13 protein-coding genes are annotated in these 21,397 nt (G+C 41.3%); 2 read left to right on the forward strand and 11 right to left on the reverse strand.

The window, feature by feature from the left end:
• Positions 1 to 121: 121 nt before the first annotated feature.
• Together AKA01nite_RS03435 and AKA01nite_RS09395 are read right to left on the reverse strand one after the other, a co-directional pair.
• Complete coding sequence (locus tag AKA01nite_RS03435) at positions 122 to 748, reverse strand: BglG family transcription antiterminator (protein WP_307722973.1); 627 nt, start codon at positions 746 to 748, stop codon at positions 122 to 124.
• Entirely contained in the window at positions 691 to 957 is a 267-nt protein-coding gene (locus tag AKA01nite_RS09395; protein WP_246116977.1) for a CAT RNA binding domain-containing protein, read from the reverse strand. Before AKA01nite_RS09395 ends, AKA01nite_RS03435 begins: the two co-directional genes overlap by 58 nt.
• A gap of 440 nt (positions 958 to 1,397) precedes the next feature.
• Between AKA01nite_RS09395 and AKA01nite_RS03440 the strand changes: the two genes are divergently transcribed.
• Together AKA01nite_RS03440 and AKA01nite_RS03445 are read left to right on the forward strand one after the other, a co-directional pair.
• Positions 1,398 to 2,198 carry a formate/nitrite transporter family protein gene (locus AKA01nite_RS03440; RefSeq protein ID WP_146923841.1) on the forward strand — a complete coding sequence of 267 codons (801 nt, stop codon included), beginning with the start codon at positions 1,398 to 1,400 and terminating at the stop codon, positions 2,196 to 2,198.
• A gap of 254 nt (positions 2,199 to 2,452) precedes the next feature.
• On the forward strand, positions 2,453 to 3,637 hold the full coding sequence (locus tag AKA01nite_RS03445; RefSeq protein ID WP_371860853.1) for a cation:proton antiporter: 1,185 nt from the start codon (positions 2,453 to 2,455) through the stop codon (positions 3,635 to 3,637).
• 362 nt (positions 3,638 to 3,999) lie between these two features.
• Here the strand turns inward: AKA01nite_RS03445 and AKA01nite_RS03450 are convergent, their stop codons facing one another.
• The 9 genes from AKA01nite_RS03450 to AKA01nite_RS03490 all read right to left on the reverse strand — a co-directional run bounded on the left by AKA01nite_RS03450 (position 4,000) and on the right by AKA01nite_RS03490 (position 21,212).
• Complete coding sequence (locus AKA01nite_RS03450; RefSeq protein WP_146923843.1) at positions 4,000 to 4,284, reverse strand: YkvA family protein; 285 nt, start codon at positions 4,282 to 4,284, stop codon at positions 4,000 to 4,002.
• A gap of 169 nt (positions 4,285 to 4,453) precedes the next feature.
• Complete coding sequence (locus AKA01nite_RS03455) at positions 4,454 to 6,166, reverse strand: glycoside hydrolase family 13 protein (protein ID WP_146923846.1); 1,713 nt, start codon at positions 6,164 to 6,166, stop codon at positions 4,454 to 4,456.
• 359 nt (positions 6,167 to 6,525) lie between these two features.
• On the reverse strand, positions 6,526 to 7,374 hold the full coding sequence (locus tag AKA01nite_RS03460) for an endonuclease/exonuclease/phosphatase family protein (RefSeq protein ID WP_146923848.1): 849 nt from the start codon (positions 7,372 to 7,374) through the stop codon (positions 6,526 to 6,528).
• Between the two features lie 27 nt (positions 7,375 to 7,401).
• Positions 7,402 to 9,594 carry a PTS transporter subunit IIBC gene (locus AKA01nite_RS03465; protein WP_146923850.1) on the reverse strand — a complete coding sequence of 731 codons (2,193 nt, stop codon included), beginning with the start codon at positions 9,592 to 9,594 and terminating at the stop codon, positions 7,402 to 7,404.
• An 820-nt stretch (positions 9,595 to 10,414) separates the two neighbouring features.
• Positions 10,415 to 11,449: an alpha-amylase family glycosyl hydrolase gene (locus AKA01nite_RS03470; protein ID WP_222592472.1), complete on the reverse strand. Its 1,035-nt coding sequence runs from the start codon at positions 11,447 to 11,449 to the stop codon at positions 10,415 to 10,417.
• A 43-nt stretch (positions 11,450 to 11,492) separates the two neighbouring features.
• On the reverse strand, positions 11,493 to 17,453 hold the full coding sequence (locus AKA01nite_RS03475; RefSeq protein ID WP_146923854.1) for a pullulanase: 5,961 nt from the start codon (positions 17,451 to 17,453) through the stop codon (positions 11,493 to 11,495).
• Between the two features lie 105 nt (positions 17,454 to 17,558).
• Positions 17,559 to 18,437, reverse strand: a complete 879-nt coding sequence (locus AKA01nite_RS03480; RefSeq protein ID WP_281282436.1) for a sugar ABC transporter permease — start codon at positions 18,435 to 18,437, stop codon at positions 17,559 to 17,561.
• Positions 18,437 to 19,753: a sugar ABC transporter permease gene (locus tag AKA01nite_RS03485; RefSeq protein ID WP_146923856.1), complete on the reverse strand. Its 1,317-nt coding sequence runs from the start codon at positions 19,751 to 19,753 to the stop codon at positions 18,437 to 18,439. The genes AKA01nite_RS03480 and AKA01nite_RS03485 overlap by 1 nt, the downstream gene beginning before the upstream one ends.
• Before the next feature lie 166 nt (positions 19,754 to 19,919).
• The gene (locus tag AKA01nite_RS03490; RefSeq protein ID WP_146923858.1) at positions 19,920 to 21,212 is read right to left on the reverse strand and encodes a sugar ABC transporter substrate-binding protein; all 1,293 of its coding nucleotides are present in this window, start codon (positions 21,210 to 21,212) and stop codon (positions 19,920 to 19,922) included.
• Between the last annotated feature and the right edge of the window lie 185 nt (positions 21,213 to 21,397).

A 21,397-nucleotide genomic window follows, 5' to 3' on the forward strand; every position in this document is an offset into this window, starting at 1 on the left:
TAAATAAAAAACCCAAAACAAATAGTCGTAAGCATGCTCTAATTAAAGCAAGCGTTTGACTATCCATTCAGGTTTTGCCTGCATCTTATAATAAGACCAGTAACAATCCATCAGAGATAGATTAATCTTCAGTTGTGACACGCTGGATAAGGATGGCCAGATATAGCTGTTCATCCTTGGTTAATGCCGTGTTTTCGACTTTTTTCAAATTATCATTGATTCTTTCTGTACATTTGAATGCTTTTTTATACTTGCTCTGCACTTGTTCATATAAAAAATCATCTTCTGTTTCACGTCGTTCCTGATTAAACAGACGTCGTGCAAAATACTGCAAGTGAGTGATAAAACGGGTGTATTGAAAGGATTCTTCATAAAACGTCTGACCATAATAAAAATGAACGATGTTGAGAATATCCTGTACGAGCTCAGTCATGCGGATCGTTACGCCAAGATCAGAATCATCTTCTCTGGCATTCACGATATGAAGGGCAATTGCTGCTGCTTCAGACGAGGGCAGCTCTACGCCGATATCTTTCTTGACCAGCTCAATTGCTTTTAGTCCGATTTCATACTTCACCTTATAAAAGCGCTTGATTTCCCAGATGAGTGGCGTTTTTATATCGATACCTTCCTCTGTTCGACTGATAGCATAACTCAAGTGATCCGGTAACGTTAAATAGATATGATTGCTTATTTTAATCGTAAAATACTCTGAGCATATTTTATGACATTTGTTGCTACTTCCAATATATAAGGATCAATGTCACGGTATAAATCGGACAAGTGCTCCACAACATCCTGCCCCTCTGGAACAAAGTTTTTTTCAATTTTTTCGGACTCTATCGTTTCGCCCACTTTTTTCTGAAAAGCAATACCTCTTCCCATGACCACTGTTTCCTGATTACTTTCATTTAAAGTCAGAACGACGTTATTATTCAATATCTTTTCAATTTTCATTGCACTATACTGACACCCCCTGGACAATAAATCATACCAAAAAAATAAACCTAAATTTATCCCAAACTCTCTTTCAGGTAAAATTTGCCTAAAAGTACGTTCTCGGATCAATTCAGGTTTTGCCTGCATCTTTTTAAAAGACCAGTAACAATCCAATTCATATTTTATTTGACTATGAATGCACTATAGCATGAGTCTTTTTGTCTTGCAAGCGTTTTTTTATATTTTCTCAAATCGATTTTCGTCCGTTCCAGGATACAGTGTTTACTGTTTCTTTAGTATGGTTTTAAAAATTGACGTTTAAGTAGTCTGTTTGAGAAGGATTTATTTTATTTTGGTGTTATTTTTATAAATTTATTCCAATTTTCATTTTCAAAGCAGCCATAAAGGTGTATGATATAAATATTGTGTAAAACTTAACAAAAAAGGATGGAATCACTATGGATGCAAATTATAGGGGACTCTTTTACAGCATTGAAAAGAGTATCGAAAAGAAAAATGAATTACTTGATGTCAGTGTGATGGGTTACGGTATGCGGGCGATGCTGGCTACTCTTTTTCTGACTTTAGGTACTGCGATCGCTGTAATCACTGCCCAACAGGCTGAAGGTGCACTGCCGGGGTCAGGAAAGTTTTTATTTTCATTTATGTTCAGCTGGTCTTTGATCATGATCATTTATATGAACGCTGAACTTGGAACATCTAATATGATGTATACCACTGTCGCGGTTCACAGAAAATTTTTATCTTTCAAAAATGCACTTATTCTACTTTTCACTTGTTTATTTTTCAACTTTATCGGTGGTATTATTTTTAGTTATTTCGTATCCTTAACCTCGATTTTTCAAGATCTGCCTGCTGATCACTTTTTGTTCAGTGCGGTCGAAGGCAAATTGGCTAAAACACCTTTACAGATCTTCACTGAAGGCATACTGGCCAACATTATTGTCAATACAGCTATTTTCAGTACGATAAGAATGAAAGACGACGCCGGAAAAGTGGTTGCAATGATTTTTATCATCTTTATTTTTGCTTTCTTAGGCTTTGAACATTTGATTGCCAACTTTGCTTCTTTCCCGCTTGCTTATTTTTCATCAAACAGCTCCATTGCCGGAATGACTTTGTCAGGTGTCGGAACCAACTATTTACTTGCCGGCTTGGGGAACTATGTAGGCGGTGGATTAATCATTGGTTTGTCCTATTCATGGCTCAACCGTGTCAGTTCAACTTATCAAGACTGATTTCTCTTTCAATTAAAATAACTAGCAAGTGGTTGGGCACATTTGTGCTTGGCCACTTTTTTGTTCCGTTAATGGGATAGATCAAATTTTTTCGATTTTCATATAAAAATATGACCAGCACTTTTTTAAAGTCTATTCATTTTGACTCAACTTGTTTCTTTGCTATTCTGGAATTAAATAAGTATTACCTGAAAGGAGACCGCTGTAAAATGGTCGTATAACATCAAGTCCTGGTCCTTTTATTCGTCAGTATCATCGTTTTTATTATTGATATAAATAAAAAGTTTTTTCCCGTGCCGGTCGTATTAGTTCTAGCTGGTATGGCTTTATCTTTTTTACCGCTTTTCTCTGATTTTTCAGTTTCACATGATGTTTTGTACGATATATTCATTCCCGGTCTTATTTTCGTTTCTGCTTACCAGTTTTCTGCCTATGCTTTTAAAAAGAATGCCGGAATCATTTTAACGTTCAGTACAGTCGGGATGCTTCTGACCGCTTTACTTCTTGGCACAGGTATTTACTGGGTCAGTTCTTTTTTTGTTCCTTTAACCTGGGCCGTTTCTTTTCTGCTGGCGGCTATTCTCGTACCAACTGACCCTGTTTCTGTCGTTTCAATATTAAAGGACAGTGGCGGTTCTAAGGAAGTGTCTGAAATCGTTGAAGGCGAGTCTCTCGTCAACGACGGAACGAGCATCGTCATCTTTACCATCCTCTTATCCATGGTTCAGTCAGGAGACGCCTTTTCACCGCTCAATTTTCTGGAAAGTTTTACTTATGTGTCTCTTGGCGGAATCGGGATCGGCCTTGCCTTTGGCTGGATCCTAAGCCAAGCCATTCATATCACTTCTCATCATGAATATCAGGTCATACTCAGTATTCTGATTGCTTATGGCGGTTTCACATTGGCAGAACTGGTCAATGCCTCTGGTGTTCTTGCTACAGTTGTTTCTGGTCTGATGCTTTCCTTTGCCTTTTCCAAACATGAAGAAAAAGAAGAAGAATTCCGTGAATCACTAAGCGGTTTCTGGAATGTCATTGAGCCGACTTTATCCTCCGTTTTGTTTCTGTTTATTGGGATCCAGTCCGTTCAGTACACTAATTTCCAAGATCCCACCATCTGGATCACTGCTTTTATAGTTTTCATTCTATCCATACTCTCTCGTTTTCTCGTCCTTGGAGGTACATTACTGGTCGTTCCACCCTGGAGAAAAAAGTTCAAGCATTTAAACTCGGGGCTTTTTCTTTTATCCTGGGCTGGAATAAAAGGGACAATGTCTGTTGTGTTGCTCCTTTGGGCTGAAAGTGCACTTGCGATCGATAACAGTGCCTCTTTGATATCCGTCGCTTTCATAACGACACTTTTTTCTTTCATTTTTCAAAGTGCGGGCGTTTACCCTCTCTCACTTTTCCTGGAGAAAGTTGACAAGAATGAAGCGTGATTTACAGTGCTTTCTGCAGCTTTTAGAACATTTGCTTAAGAAGTGAGTACTGCTCAAGTTGAAACTCCTGAAGGTGATCCGTTATCTTCAGGAGTTTGACTTTTATTTTTGTAAACTAGTGAAGCTAGGACTGTTCCTTAAGTAGTTTCTTGTATTTTCTCATTCACTTCTTAAGATACGTTGTAAATCAAACCCAAAAGCACTGCAATAATGGTAATACGCGCTGACGAGCACGTATTGTCTTTTTTAAAGCTCTGGTTTTAGCTTTTTAGCAGTCAGCTGTTCCATTTATATTTATACTGCTCAAAAAAGAGTCCTTTCTTATGATAAGAAAGAACTCTTTTTCAATATATTTATTATTTTCAGTCGACTTTTTCAGCTTCTTTTCGAACATGAACAGGTTCAGCTTTATCATCACCTGAAAGCAGCCGTTCAGCTACCAGTAACAGAATCGGCAGCAATATATCATCAGCATAGCCGACCATTGGAATGAAGTCCGGGATAATATCCACAGGACTCAGGATATAAAGAATGATCCCTAAGACCATGAGTTTCTTTTTTGTTTCAACCTTAGCATCAAAAAGAGACATGGCTAGTGACTTGATTTTAGTCATTGGTGTTTTTCTCTGTTTTTTATGAAGTTTCATTTTCTAACTTCCTTTCACTAGAGTGTTACTTTGTTTGCCAGAATAGAAATTATTTTCACTTATCCGCATCGATTTGGTACACATTTAGTATAACACGAAAGGATTGAGAGTAAATACGACTTAAGGACTAGATTTATGAGCACGTTACTGTAGCCTAATGAACTTATACTTACAGTGATTCATCATCCAGTTCGTAGTAGTTAGGATCGTGCCATACTTTTTGCTTCGCTACTTTATAGACCCTAGCCTCGTAAGGACGTAAAATCATTGTTGCTTTGGATTCATCCCTTACTTTGTAATTGCTTAATTTCATTTCTCCAAGAACCAGCTCTTCTGATAAATCCAACTTGGTTGACTGATTAAAAAGATTGACAATAATCACATATACCACATTGTCATAGGATCTCAGGTAAGCGTAGACCTGGTCGTGGTCTTTTGCAATGAGTTCATAATGTCCGTAAATAAGCGTTGGAGTCGTTCGTCTCATCTCAATCATTTTTTTGTAGAAATGGTAAATAGAGTCAGGGTCGTTCAGTGACTGTTCGACGTTGATATCCGGATAATTTGGGTTGACCCCCAGCCAAGGGATACCTGTAGTGAAACCCGCTTGAGGTTCGTTCGACCACTGCATCGGTGTACGTGAGTTATCTCGCCCATTCTTCCAAATATAAGCCATGACTTCTTCGTGTGTCTGTCCGTTTTCCATTTTTTCAAGGTACATATTTTTCATGCCGATATCGTCATAATCTTCGATCGAATCGAATTGAACATTCGTCATACCTATTTCTTGTCCTTGATAAATAAAAGGCGTTCCCTGCATGAAGAAATAAAAAGTTGCCAGAGCTTTAGCTGACGTTCTTCTTAAATCACCATCATTTCCCCAAGTAGACACAGAGCGCGCTAAGTCATGATTTTCAATGAATAGTGCATTCCAGCCGCGGCCAGCAAGTCCACGCTGCCAGCGCGTCATCACATCTTTTAGCTGATGAATATCCAATCCATTGTCTTTAGCTCCCCAGAGACCTAAATGTTCGAATTGAAAAATCATATTGAAATACCCCTTGTCTTCTCCTACCCATCTGTCTGCCTCTTGGATCGTTACACCGTTCGCCTCGCCGACCGTCATCACATCATAGTTATTGATCGTACGCTCAACAAATTCTGATAAAAACAAGTCGATTCCTGATTGATTCATGTGTCCTTCAAAAGAAGGAACATATTTTTTATTTAGTGGATTTGGCATGTTCGGAAAGCCATTTTTCTTCTTGATATGGGAAATCGCATCGATGCGGAAGCCGTCGATCCCTTTATCTAGCCACCAGTTAACCATTTCATATAACTTTTCACGTACTTCTTTGTTTTCCCAGTTTAAATCCGGTTGTTTCTTAGAGAACACGTGCATGTAATATTCTTTGGACTGCTCATCATATTCCCAGACAGACCCACCGAATATCGATTCCCAGTTGTTGATGTCCGAATCATCAGGCATACCAGGATGCCAGATGTAATAATCTCTGTACGGATTGTCCTTAGATGAACGTGCTTCAACAAACCATTCGTGCTCATCTGATGTATGGTTGATCACAAGATCCATAATGATTTTCATGCCACGCTTATGCGTTTCTTCCAGCAGCTCATTAAAATCCTGCATCGTACCGAATTCATTCATGATTGCATGGTAATCACTAATATCGTAGCCGTTGTCATCATTAGGTGATTGATAGATCGGGCTGACCCAAATCACTCCGATCCCCAAGTCTTTAATGTAGTCAAGTTTTTCTATAATCCCACGAAGATCACCGACACCGTCCCCGTTAGAGTCATAAAAACTGCGCGGATATATCTGGTATGCTACAGCTTTCTTCCACCATTGCTTTTTCATTAAGTCATTCTCCTAATTCTTTTCACTATTTTTGCGGTAAATCTCAAGCGATATCTTGTTTGATTTATTTCCCAATCCTTAGCTTAATGACTCCTGTTATATCATTCAATACTAATTCCAATGTTAACGGTATCAGTTTTCAGAAGAATAAAATCTCGAAATTATAACCTTCTTAATCAAATGTACTAAACATTTTGTATTTAAAAAGTCTGACTTTTCATTCATTCCAAAAAGTCAAGAAAGATTGTATAGAAAATTCTTTTGGGTTTATTTAAAGGCATTGCTTTAACACCCATTATTTAAAAACAGAAAAAGCCTGCAGGACCAAGAAAGGTGCACTGCAGGCTTCATTTATTTAGTTATTCGACTTCAGTAATAACTGCTTCAATGCCGAAGTGATCACTGACCACAGGCCCGTTGTGACCATCAAAGACCACCCGATACCTGTCGACTTTTTTTCTGTTGTCTGTAAAAATATAATCGATCCGCTTTTCGTTTGGATGCTGATCCCAGCCGTCGATGGCACTGACAACAGTAGCCTCGCCGATTTTTTCCTGTGCTTGTGTATAAGCATCCGACAAGAAAGGTGTCGTCACACAGATGTGATCGTAGCCTTCTCGGTCGATGGAAGCTTCATTATTAAAGTCACCCATGACTAAGAGAGACGTTTGCTTCTCGTCTTTCAGCAGTTTTTTTGTTCTATTCCATTCTTTTCTGAACAGTTCTCTGCCTTCTTCATCTTTCCACCAGGAGTAGTGGCAGGAAAGGACTGACCAGCTGTCTCCGTCCAGTTCAGCCGTTGCCTTAAGTACACGCCGTGTGTAATGATGGCTGTAGTCCTGGCAGTCGGAAACAAGAAGACTTTCTGCAGTGAATGGAGCTTTTGACAGGATCCCGACCCCTTCATCATAAGTGTCGTAGCCAACATGATTGGCCGTCCAGCTCCAGTAATAGTTCAATCCTCTTTCTTTCAATCCTTCCACGATCAGCAGGGCAAAATTGTCTGCTTTGATACTGACCCCAGGATCATCTCCGACCGGCTTGATGAAAGCCTGATTTTCTACCGTTTCTGCATCTATCGACTGGTTGATTTCCTGGAGCGCTATAAACACATAAGACTCCGCAGCTATCCTGTCGATGATTTTTTCGATTTTGTCAAAAGGTTCATCTTCCATCCATGCATGGGTATTCAGGGTCAGAACGTTCATCTCGCACTCTCCTTGATCAATTGCTTTTTATTCGATATGTCCGATTTTATCGGTTTTATTAACATCATTTTCTGCAGTCAGCTCGAATGACTGGCTTTTCTTAAGGTTTGTAAAGATGACCATAATAGAGGTATCTTTACCTGCATTTTCAACTTCACTGCGGTCCATGGTTGCAAGGACCTGTCCGGCTTCAACGATCTGAGCCTCTTCGACCAGCACATTAAAGGCAGCTCCTTCCAGTTCTACTGTATCGACACCCATGTGGACCAGCACCTCAAGGCCTTCAGCTGTTTCCAGTCCAATGGCATGTTTGGTCGGAAAGATGCTGCTCACCTTTCCAGAAACCGGTGAAACAACAGCATCATCAGAAGGAACGACCGCAAAACCGTCTCCCATCATTTTCTGAGAAAAGACTTGATCATTGACTTCTGTAATAGGCATTACCCGACCGTCAGCTACAGAATAAATCGCTTGCGGGCTGATTCCGGGATTTTCCTCAGCTTCTTTTTTCTTTTCCGTGTCAGCCGGTGTTTCTGAAGGCTCGTCTAAACTGATTGTGGAAGCCGGAATTGTCGCATTAGAATCCAGTACATCTAAAATATCAGATTTCAACACATCAGCTTTAGGTCCGTATATAGCCTGAACACCGGTATCTTTATGAACCAGTCCCATTGCGCCAACTTTCTTCCATCCGGATTCAGAGCCCACTTTATCCGTATCTTTGACTGTCACACGTAGACGTGTCATGCAAGCATCGACTTCAGAAATGTTGTCTTTCCCGCCTAGTAGGTGAATGATGTTGTAGACCTGTTGTGACGCATCGACTTCGTTACCGTTTGAAGAGCCTGTTTCAGCTCCCGTGCTTTCATAATTCCCTTGACGTCCAGGCGTTGCGTACTTGAATTTTCGAATTAAGAAGTCAGAAATGAAGTACATGGCAACGGCAAAGACGATAGTAATCCAGATATAATTGAACAGGTCCCAGCCTAGTCCGGCACGCAATGCGAGCGGTGTCCGTGTCAGCAGTTCGATATTACCGAAGGCGTGAACTCGTAGCGGTAAGAGATCTGCCATAGCAAAAGCAACACCTTGAACCAAAGCATAAACCCCGTAAAGCGGCATGGCGGCAAACATGAACATGAACTCCAGCGGTTCTGTGACACCTGTCAGGAAAACTGCCAATGCGGCTGAAAAATACATTGATTTATAGGCCTTGCGCTTGTCTGCATCCACATTTTTATACATGGCATAAGCCAGTCCCATCAAAGTTCCTGAAGAACCAATCATCTGACCGACTTTGAATCTTGCCGGAATAAAGTTTTCAATAGCATACTGATACGTACTTGTGTCTCCTGCTTGATCCAAGTTTACCAGATCTCTGGCCCAGGCTAGCCAAAGCGGGTCCTGCCCAAAAACTAATGCGCCTTCTTGTGCGCCGCTTAAGATTTCATATGTTCCACCAAGCGGTGTATAGTTGATCGGAATGGTCAGCATGTGATGCAGACCGAATGGTAAAAGCAGACGCTCCAGTGTCCCGAATAAGAATGGTGCCAAAACGGGTGCAGTATCCTGCGACTCTGCAATCCAGACTCCAAAGCTGTTGATTCCTCCCTGAATAACTGGCCAGACAAAAGCCAGAACAACGGATGCAATCAGCGACCATAAGATAACGACGAACGGAACAAAGCGCTTGCCGTTAAAGAATGCCAAGGCATCCGGTAATTTTCTGAAGTTATAGTACTTATTGAAAGCCATCGCTCCCATAAATCCGGCGATGATACCGACAAATACACCCATATTAAGAGCAGGTGCTTCTAAGACACTGGTAAAGTAGCCGTTGACCGGGATTTCTGTCCCGAACAATGTTTCAGTAACAGCCGACTCGTCATCCAGCATGTCTCCGGTTACACCGAAGATCGCGCCAGTGATCCGATTGATCAGGATGAAACTGATCCCGGCTGCAAACGCTCCGCCAGCTCGATCTTTCGCCCAGCTTCCACCTATTGCCAAGGCGAACAAAATGTGCAGGTTCCCAATAATGGCCCACCCGATGTTTTCGATAACGCTTCCTAAAGCGACCAAGGTCTCCAGATCGGGGTCGATCAACGGAATGGACCCACCAATACTGATCATCAACCCAGCAGCTGGCATGACGGCGATGACGCCCATTAGTGCTTTGCCGAACTTCTGCCAGAATTCAAAATTCATTATCTTCTTCATGTTATATCTCCTTCTCCTTTATTATATGCTGATTCCATTTCCATGCTTGTATTCTGCTTGTTTCTATCTTTGTTTATCTACTTGTCAGTTTTTTAGTCGATAATAGATCGTGATCGTGCCGCATCTACCCATGTTGGCATGGTGATCACTTATCGCATTTGTGGTCCTTTGGTAGTTGAGACATCAAGGAGAACTGGGACAGCTCGATATCTGACTCTTTTATGTAATCGTATTTTTAAACGATTTTTTAAGGTCACTAACATTATCAATGAATGCGCAAACTGGCGCGGAGGTAGCTGATATATCACTTTTTTTCTGCCATTATTTCTTTAGCTCATTTTTTTACACTCCTATGTAAACGTTAATATTTTTATGCATGGTCCAACTTACCTAAACACTGGTTATCTTTCTGCGACATCTCTTATGATATAATCTGGCTAAAGGGTATTCAATACTTATTACGTTGTTATCGGTATCAGGTTATTCAATTTCTGGCGATTTGTGTGCTTTAAATAGGACAGTTCATTCAATCTAATGGCTACTTCAGTTGATTTAATTCCGGCTTTGGTAGTAAATAACATATAGCAAAAAACTACGGGTATAAAAAATGACTCTAAGTGTGGCTAATGATAGAAAAAAGGCATACCAGCAATAGCCAGCCCTTAAAAATGCTTATAGACAAAAAAGGTCCCTGCTTTTAGCAGGAACCCTTCTCATATTACTGATTGATTTGTTTTGTACTGTCATTACCATTGGATCAAGCGAAAGAATAAAAAATTATTCTATCATTTATCACCCGACACAACAGTATTCGGTAATTTTATTCGGCTAACTTATACACTCGGGCTTCATAGGACTCCAGCTGCATAATCGAGGACATTTCACCTTGAATAGAGTAATTAGACAAGAGCAGTTCGTCCACTTTGATGCCCTTACCCAAATCAATTTCCGTTGGTGCGTTGAACGGGTTGACAATGACGACATAGCGTTCTCCTTCATAGAGTCTCAAATAACTGTAAACTTGCGGGTGTTCTTCTGCAAGTAATTCATAAGATCCAAAAATCAAAGCGGGCGTATTTTTACGAATCTCTATCATTTTTTTATAATAATGATAGATCGATTCAGGATCTTTTACTGCTTGCTTGACGTTGATATCAGGATAATTCGCATTCACGCTAAACCACGGAGTGCCAGTTGTGAACCCAGCTTGAGGCGCATCAGACCATTGCATCGGTGTCCGCGCATTATCTCGCGCATTCTTCCAGATGGATGACATCAGCTCTTCATGCGTTTTACCGTCTTCCAGTTCCGTTTTGTATCTATTTTTCATGCTGACATCATTATAATCATCGATTGAATCCAGTCGTATATTTGTCATCCCTATTTCCTGGCCTTGATAGATAAACGGCGTGCCCTGCATCAAAAAGTAGAAGGTCGCGAAAGCTTTTGCGGAGGTTTTTCTTAAATCAGTGTCTTCTCCCCAAGTAGAAACGCTTCGCGGCTGATCATGATTTTCAAGATATAAAGCGTTCCAGCCTTTACCTTGAAGACCCGTTTGCCATTTGGTAAGAACATCCTTCAATTTTTCTATATCCAGCTGACCGTCTTTGGCTTTCCATAAACCAAGATGATCAAACTGGAAGATCATATCAAAGTAGCCGTCCGTTTCGTCTACCCAGTGCTTCGCCTCTTCAAATTTAGCTCCGCCTGCTTCTCCGACTGTCATCACATCATAATTTCCTATGGTCTTATCAACAAATTCAGTCAGGAACTCATCGATACCTGGTTGATTAGCATGTCCGCCGTTAGCAGTGACGTACTTTTTATTGTCAGGATTAGGAAAAAGCTCTAGCATTTGCCAGAGCTTCCTTATTTCAATCATTTTATAACCTTTTAGTCTATTTCTTTTTAGTCAAGAAGCGTAACCCTACTCCTGAAAGCAAGATCAGCAATCCGATAGCACCGGCTGTCCACATCATCGTAGCCGTACTTGGAAGTTTTATTCCTTCATCTGATTCTTCATCTTTACTTTCTGATTCAGATGCTGTTTTTTCAGAATCAGTTGATCCTTCTGAATCTGTATCATTTTTATCTTCTTCCGAAGGTTTTTCTTCATCGGGATCATCGGTTCCTGTTGATCCGTTAGTTGCGGAATCATCTTCACCGTCGTTTTCTTCTGATTCAGTTGATCCATCAGTTTCAGAATCATCGTTGTCTTCAGGTTGTTCAGTTAGATCTCTATCCGTCAACAAAATTATTGAAGCAGTCAACGCATCCATCGTAACCTGGTTTCCAGAAACAGATACACCAGTAGGGTCTTCGATCGGAAGAGTGCCCGCCTGTTCAGCATCTATAAGTACATATCCTTCGGTCAGGTCAGTATCCATGGTCAAGGTGCGTTCTTTATCGTCCGCATTGATTATGACCAGGTAGCTGTCACCATTTGAATCTTCAGCACGGTAAACGATAGCCAAATCGTTCTCTTCTATTTCAGGTACATCAACGAGTGAAACCATTTCAGCAACTTCTTCCATCGTTCCTTTACTGAAGGCATCTGTACTGCGACGTAAGGCAATCAGTCCTGCCGTATAGTCTTTAGTCAGTGTATGGATTGGATAAGCTTCTTCATCCGTAACTTTTTCCCAGTCAAAACGGTTGATGATATCTGTTGAGTCATAGGAATCATGAATGAAGTATGGGTATTCGAATGGTTCACCCTCTGCATCGGTCATGAATGTCGACTTGTATGGCACTTCCTCTTTAGACACAGGTTCTTTAAAGTCTGGATCACGGAATTGCTTGGTGCGTCCATATTCTTGGCCGGCATGAATGAATGGTGTTCCTTGCGCTGTCAAGACCATAAGATTTCCAATGCGGATACGCTCATGGATCTCCTGTTCATGGTCAGCCGGATCTTTTTTGATCGACTGTGCGATCACGTCGTGTAAGGTCAGGTTGTCGTGAGCAGCAATATAAGGAACCACATCTCCAGGATCATCAGCTGTGAAGTTATCAGGATCAGCAGTCAAGTTATCGAAAATACGCTGGACCGAACGTGCACCACCTGTCAAGAAGCGAGGTTCACCTTCACTCCCAAAGCCGGATTTCAGTTCGTTACGCATATCATCTGAGAAGGAAGCAACGCCATCTGTATGCTGCATCCAGTCCTGGTCGGCAGGCATAACATCTTCGTAACCTTCATCCCCGGCATATGTGCGCCAGCCTTCACCGATCATTAAGATATTTGGATTCAAAGCTTTTGCTTCATCATAAGCTTTTTGAATACTTTCTGCATCATGGTCTCCCATCATATCAAAGCGGAAGCCATCAACTTTGAATTCTTCGACCCAGTAAGTGATGGAATCAACCAAGATTCGTCGGGACATGGCGTGAGTCGTTCCTAAGCGTCCGCCGCCGAAACTTTCACGAGCCGTTCCGTCCGCATCCATGAAATGATAGTAATTTGGTTCCAAATCTTCAAAAATACTTGTACGCGCGGTATGATTATAAACGACGTCGAGGATGACTCCCATATCACGCTTGTGGATTTCTTTGATCAGGTTCTTGAACTCTTCGATACGTTTTTCCGGATCTTCTGGATTCTCTGAATACATGCCCGTCAGAGAGAAGTAACTCTGCGGGTCATAGCCCCAGTTATAATTCGTATCTGTGGATTCATATTCAAGCATTCTTTCATCATTTTTAAATTCATTGGCAAAGAAGTAACTCATTACAGGCAGTAACTGGACATGAGTGACACCTAAACTTTCTATATAATCCAGTTTTTCTACAAAAGCGCTGAATGTTCCGAACTGACTGTCCAGTTCCTCTTTGATATTAGGGTCAGACGTAAAGTCTCTGACATGGATTTCGTAAATGATCGCATCTTCGCGTTTTTCATAATTTTCAATTTCTGCATAGTCAAGTTCTGGTCCCAATTGGCTTGGGTTCACGATAGCCGCTTTTCCTATTGTGCTGTCAGGATCACTGCTGTTCCAGGCAGCCATCGAGCGGGCATAAGGATCCAAAGCAAGGACTTTCTCGCCATCGCGTTCAATTTCAAAGTGGTAGTAATACCCTGTGACGTCTTTAAGTCCCGTGGTTTTTTCATTCAGTGCCACTTCCCATACACCAGACTCTTTGGCATTCATTTTGATATCGTCTTTGACAACAGTATCCTGGTCATCTTTGTCATAAAGTACAACACCTACATTGTCGGCACTTGGCGACCAGACTTTAAGGGTAGCCGTACCATCTTCATTCAAGTTGAGACCTAACTCACCGTCATAGGCGTACAAGGAATCTTTCAGTCTCCATCCCATTAGCGCTTCAACTTCTTTTTCGTTGAATTTCACAGTGTATGGACCTGCTTCTACTGAAAAATCGCCAGTTAAAGTCACGATATTCTTATCAGCAGCTATATTGATTTCATCGATTTTTTCTGTGTCGCCATTGCTGTTTGTCAAATTAAGTTCTTCTCTTAATTTTTCCTCTGTCAGATCCTCGACGGTATGGAAGAACACTTCGATCTCCGTTTCAGAAATCAGTTCGGCTCTGTCCAGTCCGGCTTTGCTGGCATAGTAAGGGTTAGTATAAATTGTATCGTCACCTTCTTTAATAAAGACTTGAGTGTGCTCAGCTGTTTCATTGAACACGTAATTGTCCGTTTGCTCACTTGTCTCTTTATTTACGAATAAAAAGCCTACAGTCTTGGCATCTTCTTTTAAAGCCAACTCATAATATGCGCCATAATTTCCAATAGCATCTAGAGCTTTTGCACCATCTGACCAGCCTTCTGATGGTTTTAGAACATCTTCCCAGTTCCAAAGTCCCCAGTTTTCATAATCCTGTGCATTTCTCTTATAGTTGACTCTTAGAGTGTCTTCAGCTAAAGGTTCATAAGGGTATATTGCATACTCAGAATCTAACCAGGCTTCATTCATTTCTGGCGCTAATAAGCGAAGACTTAAATCTCCTGTTATATTCGTTCCTTGGGTATTATTGATCAAAAATTGGATCAATTCTGGATCTTCTGCTAATTCAAAATCCATATAGTAGCCATAATCTGTTTCCACAGCATCCTTAAATGACATCGCTCCATTTGGCCAGGCACTTACATCTTCTGACTTTTCTGCCACGTCTCCCCAGATCCAAAGACCCAGATCTTCTCTATTATCTGACGGAAGGCTTTCAAAATGGAGACGAAAGAACCCATCTTCAACAGGCGTTTCTGTGGGCTGTCCGCCATCTTCAGGTGCAGTGACTTCCTGCGACAGAAGTTCTCCATTTTCCAGTGTCAGTAATGCTGTTCCGCCTTCTGACATAGCTGGGATAGTGAAGCTCAGGCTATAAGTTCCATCGTTTTCCATCGCTTCAGCTGTTTCAAGTGAATAATGGTCTGTTATTACTGCGTCAGCTGAATCTGTTTCAACGGTGACGGTTTGAGGTACATCTGAAACATTGAACGCCATATAAGCAGTTTCGTCATTCAGCGCTCTTTCCACCATCAGCCATTCATCGTCGTCTGAGCCTAAGAATGTTTCGCGGGTTCCGCGTGCCATCAATTCACTGTGATCATTTCTGAATGTCAAAAGTTTTTTATAATGCTCAAGTGTCTCGTTATTTTCTGTCTGGTCCCAGGCAAAATTATAGCGGTTATCGTACTGTGGCCAGTTGTTGGCACCACTTTGACCCAACTCTTCACCGTAGTAAATAGCGGGTTGACCTTTAGCCGTCATTTGCAAAGAAGCGGCCAGTTTAAGTTTACTTTCATCATTACCTTGGGAGTATAAAAAGCCGTCTTCATCATGACTGCCTAAAAATTGTCCTAATGTGGCATTGCTTGTTAACGCAGCGTTGCGCTGAATTAAATTATCGTTAGCAGCTTCCAGTTTCCCGTTGGCAAAAGCAGAAGCTGTTCCTTTGAAGCCAAAGTCAAGCAAACTGTCCATCATGCCTGAATTCAAATGATGACGATTGCTATTGTAGTTAGCACCCCAAGTTTCGCCAATCAGTTTAAATGAAGGGTCTTTTTTAACTAATTCATTTTTGAAGTGCTGCCAGGTCGTATTTTCTACGTGCTTCACTGTATCGACACGGTAGCTTGCTACTGCATTGCCTTTTGGAGTCGTTGATTTTTCGATCCAGTCAGACTGCCAAGCAACTAATTGCTCGCGGACTTCCTGTCTTTCTGTTTCAAAATCCGGTAATCCAGAAAGTTCACTCTTCAGATCTCCTGCGCCTGACTTTTCTCTCAACATTCCATCGAATTTCTGGCGATCGTCATCTGTTGGATACCCTTCTGGAGCATTCTCTAAACTGTCAGATGGATGCATCCCATAACCTGCATGATTCAGAACAACATCGACCATAATATCGATATCACGTGCTGCGGCTTCGTCGATCAGCGTATGGAACTCTTCAAGTGACCCAAGGTAAGGGTTAAGTTTTTCAAAGTCTTTCGCCCAATAGCCATGATAAGCATAATATGAGCCCTCTGATGCATCATAATTGACATCATGACCGACGTTTTCAACGATCGGTGTAACCCAGATCGTCGATACGCCTAAGTCATCAAGATAGTCGAGCTTTTGAGTGACACCTTTGAAATCACCACCCTGATAGGTTCCCATAGGGTTATCTGCCGACTCATAATCCAAACCATAAGGATTATCATTGCTTTCGTCCCCATTGGCAAAGCGGTCGGTCAGCATAAAGTAGATAATCTCTTCATCCCAGTCACGCTCGCCTTCTGCTTTGTTCCTTGCATCTATTGACACTGTTGCTTCTGTATTATATCTGCCGTTCGTATCATCCCAGACACTTACAGGTATAGAATAATTTCCTGGCTGAACGGTCCGATCTGCAGATAGCGTGACGGTATTCAATTCTGGTGAAATAGCAAGATCACTTGGGCCACCGATCGCTGAAGCATCAGCTTCGATACGGTCAATAGCGCTATCCGAATTATTCACGATATCAACAGTAAGCAGTCCATGTTCATTGTAGTTGAAAGAACGGTCGACACTGGCTGAAACTGTAATATCTTTTGTACCTTCTGATTCATCCGGTCTATCTTCTTCGACTTTTTCGGAAATATAAAAAGGATTGATAAAGGCTTCTTCAGGTTTATCATTCGTTACAAAAACCTGGTTTTGAGAGTCAAATGCAGCAAACGACAAGTCACCCGTTAACTTTTCTTCACCATTCGTTTTATTGACTATCAAAAATCCTAAACTTCCGGCATCTGCCTTTACAGGAATATCAGCGTAAGCACCGTGCTTGCCTACTTTATCTGCTGAAAAAGAGATTGCCTCTGCCGGCCATTCACTAGGTAGATTGGGAGCGTCGCCCCAGAACCAGACACCATAATCGTCATAATTGATATCATCGTTTTTGTAGTGAATTCGTAATGTTGGTTCATTAAATTCGACTGGTTCAAAGTAGCTGATCGATCCATCTTTTTTGACCCAAATCTCATCTACTTTATCATGCAACTCAGCTTTCAAGTCTGCGTCAATATACTTCGTTCCATCTCCATAAACGGCAACAAATCCAATTTCCTGTGCTTCATCTTTTATTTCAATATCCTGATAGTAACCGAATGCTGTGGATTGTTCCTCTTTGAACTTAGACCCATTCGGCCAAGCATTTCCATTAGCATCTGAAGGTGTCATGACATCTCCAAACAACCATAAAGATAAGTCATTATCAATAGAGTCCGTTTCTAAATGAATGCGCACCGACCGTTTTTCTTCAGCTTGTACTGTTTTCATAAGCGGAAAAGCATTAGCCAGTGTTTGAAAAAGTAAAACGACTGCAAACAATGCAGATAAACCAGATTGTTTTTTTCTATTCATCTTTTGATTCTCCTTATTTTTTGTTAACGCTGTCATTTGGGACAGAGAGAAACTCTCCTTAAAATGTGAATAAGGAGAGTATGCAATTGGTTTTATTTTTAACACTTATCCTTTTGTCGCACCTGAAGCAAGTCCCGAAATAAGGTATTTCTGGAGCATCAAGTAAACCGTAGCGATCGGTACTGCGATCAGTACCGCACCCGCAGCAAAACGACTGAAGTTATTTGAGAACTGCGCATTTACGAAGTTATATAACCCTAACGCTAATGTATAATTCTCGGGACTACGTAACACGATCCGCGGTAATATAAAATCCATGAAAGGTGTCATGAAGTTGAATAATGCTACCACAGATAAAATTGGTTTGGCCAGTGGCAGGAGAATCTGGAAAAAGATCCTGAAGTGACCGGCGCCATCCATTTTTGCTGATTCATCCAATGATTTAGGCAAAGTGTCAAAGTATCCCTTGACCAAGAAGGCGTTCATTGGTATCCCTCCGCCGATATAAATGAGTATCAGGCCCCATAGATTGTCTAATAGTCCTACAATGTTCAGTAAGATATAAAGAGCCACCATTGCCATTAACACGGGGAACATCTGTAAGAGTAAGAAAGCATAGAGACCGTTCTTGCGTCCTTTGAAACGGTAGCGTGAAAAAGCATAGGCCACAAAACTAACTGTTAGGGTCGTAACGACCGTAACAACGGTAGAGACAAAGAGTGTGTTCCTATACCAAAGCAGATAGTCACTTCTTGGACTAGTAAATAGCCATTTAAAGTTTTCCAGGGACCAGTTTTCTGGTGAAAGTGATGCAGCATAGAGATTGCTTGTCGTATTCATCGACATCGCAAAAGCCCAGAAAAGTGGATAGGCAATGATGACGAACATCACAGCTAAAACCAAATATATGAGTCCCACTTCAAAACGACTTTTTTGTTTACGGTTCATTTGATTGCTGCTTATCTTTTTGAAAAGTTTATTCATTACATGTTGCCCTCCTCTTTGAACGAACGTGAGCGTCTGAATTGGAAGAACGCAAAGGTTGCGACAATAATTCCCAGAATCAGTGAGATGGCAGCTGCCATACTGAACTGAGAGTTGGTAAAGGTCAGATTATAGACCCAGGAAATCAGGATGTCCGTTCCTCCAGCATTCTGTCCACGTACAGCAGGTCCCCCTTCATTAAATAGGTAAATGATGTTGAAATTATTGAAGTTGAACGTGTACTGCGTTAATAAAAGTGGTCCTGTAGCAAACATCAAGTGTGGAAACGTAATGTTTGTAAACTTCTGCCAGCGGGAAGCGCCATCCATTTCTGCAGCCTCGTACCAGTCATCAGATATACCTTGAAGAACCCCCGAAAACAGAGCATAAACATATGGGAATCCAAGCCAGACTTGGATCATAATAATGGCGATTCGACTCCACATCACCTCTGTCATCCAAGGTATCGTCGTATTAAATAAGGGTTGAATAATATCTGTGTTGATTGCCCCAAAATTATCGTTGAATAGGGCAGAGAAAATAATGATCGTAACGAACCCTGGAACGGCCCAAGGCAAGATAAGTACTGTACGGATGAGTTTTTTTGCTTTGATGCGTTTATCATTCGTTAAAATAGCCAAAAACATTGCTAAAGCTATTTGGAGTGTTGTTGCCACGAAAGTCCACGTTATCGTCCATGTCAGCACGCTTAGGAATGTTTCACGCCATTCAGACAAGGTTACCAGTCGGATAAAGTTTTCAAAACCGACCCAACTTAAAAGATTACGCGGTGGGGCATTATACAAGTTATAATTTGTAAAGGCTAAAAACCCCATAAATAACAGTGGCAGGATGACCACAAAGACTAAAAGGCCAAATCCAGGGCCGATCAGTACATATGGAAAAGCGGTATCCCAAGAGTTTTTGAAATTTTCTACTACTCCGCCTGGCTTCCAGCCATATCTGATTTTCTGAGCTTCGTTCTTTGCATCCTGAATGTTTATCCAGTAAAGCGCTGCATAGAAAATTGTGAAAAGTAGTGCTAAAATACCTTCGATCAAGAAGACCCGTGAGTCATCCACACGCGGTTCTGTTCCGAGTGTAACAAGTCCCTGGAGTCCAGAAGCAACGAAATCGAACATAACGAATGCAAAGGCCGCAAACAGTATGAATAATGCAATCCCTTTTAATTTTCGTTTATTATAAATCTGTCCCATACCAGGAATAATAGATAATAGCATCGCTTTTTTTGGGCTATGATCCAGATTCTCTACTCGTGTCTGAGTCGGTTTATTTTGATTCTTATTGCTAGCCATAATTTCTCTCCTTCTGCTCGCCCTATAGCAGTTATTTAGGTCTAAAGAGTTGATTAGATCAGCTCAGCTCTATACACATAAATAACTAATATGAAGAAGGAGACCGAGTCAAAGAATAACTCAATCTCCAATTTCAAATTAGCTAGACGTTATACTGTGATTCTGATTATTGACCCATCAATGAAATTTCAGATTCGATGGTATTGACTGCTTCATCTAGTACTTCTTGTACATCGTCACCTTGCTGAATAAACTGTAGTGCGTCACCCATTGGCTCCCATACCTGTGCCATTTCTGGGATGTTTGGCATTGGAGTAGCATTCTGTGTCTGAGCAAAAATAGGTGCCATCAGTTCATCATCGATTTCAACTGCTGTGTGTGCAGGCAACTCACCAGCCACCTCATAGTAAGTTTCTGAGCTTTCGGCATTTGTCATGAAGAGTGCCAGTTCTGTAGCCCAGTACTGATCTTCTGTGTAATAGTTGACTAACCAGCCTTTGTTCCCTGAGAATGAGGTCAATTGTTCGCCGTCTTTTGAAGGCAATTCTGCAACCATCAAGCTGTCTCCAAGAGCTTTTTCATAGTCTGGGATCGCCCAAGGGCCGTTGATGATCATTCCCACTTGTCCGTCCATGAACAGGCTGTTCGCGACTTCTAAATCAGTTCCTTGAGGCATAAGCCCATCTTCAAACCAAGATTGGATACTTTCCACTGATTCAACAGCTTCCGGTGTATTTAAACCGATGTCTGATGTATCGTAAGAACCGTCTTCGTTTTGAGCGAAGATATAGCCACCGTCAGCTGTGATGAACGGATACGTGAAGTATAAGTCTGCCGCGTTCATCATAAAGCCGTATTGTTCGCCTTCAGTCAGGTCAGTAGCGGTCTGAGTCAAGTCTTCCATTGTTTCAGGTGCTTCTTCGACCAGATCTGTATTAATAAACAAACCATATGTTTCTACAACGGCTGGAATACCGTACTGTACACCGTCGTAGCTGAATGCTGTTACAGCTTCTTCATTGTATTCGCCTAAGCGTTCCATTTGATCATCAGTCAATTCCAGTTCTGCTGCTAAACCTTGCAGGTGGATATCTCCCATACGGTCATGCGGCTGGAAGAATAAATCAGGACCTTGCCCTGAAGGACCGTCAAGACTCATACCTTCTGTCTGTTCCAGCATGCTGTAAGGTGTGATTTCTACTTCGATACCATGTTCGTCAGTAAAGTTAGAAGTGATTTCTTCGTATGCTTCTAACTGAGCTTCTTCGTCGTTTACCCAAACTTTCAGTGATTCTGGTTTTTCAGGAATATCAGTGCTTGCTGTTTCTTCAGTGGTGTCTCCTGATGTATCACCGGATGTGTCTTCTGAATCTGAGTTGTCACCTGAACCGCATGCGGCAAGTAGCCCAGCTGTGGAAAGTAATAATAGTCCTTTGTACCATAATTTCTTCTCTAACATTGTGTTTCCTCCCATTTACTTTTTATATTTGTCTGTTTCTCACTTCATCTTCTAACTTAAAAAGAAAATCCGTGGAACTGAATTAGTTAAAACATGTGGTGTAAGTGATTACATTCTAACTATATAAGCTTTAAGTCAAGCTTGCAATCGTTTTTTCAATGTTACCGGTATCAGGATCAACCTGC

The sequence above is a fragment of the Alkalibacterium kapii genome (genome assembly GCF_007988865.1).
GTDB lineage: Bacteria > Bacillota > Bacilli > Lactobacillales > Carnobacteriaceae_A > Alkalibacterium > Alkalibacterium kapii.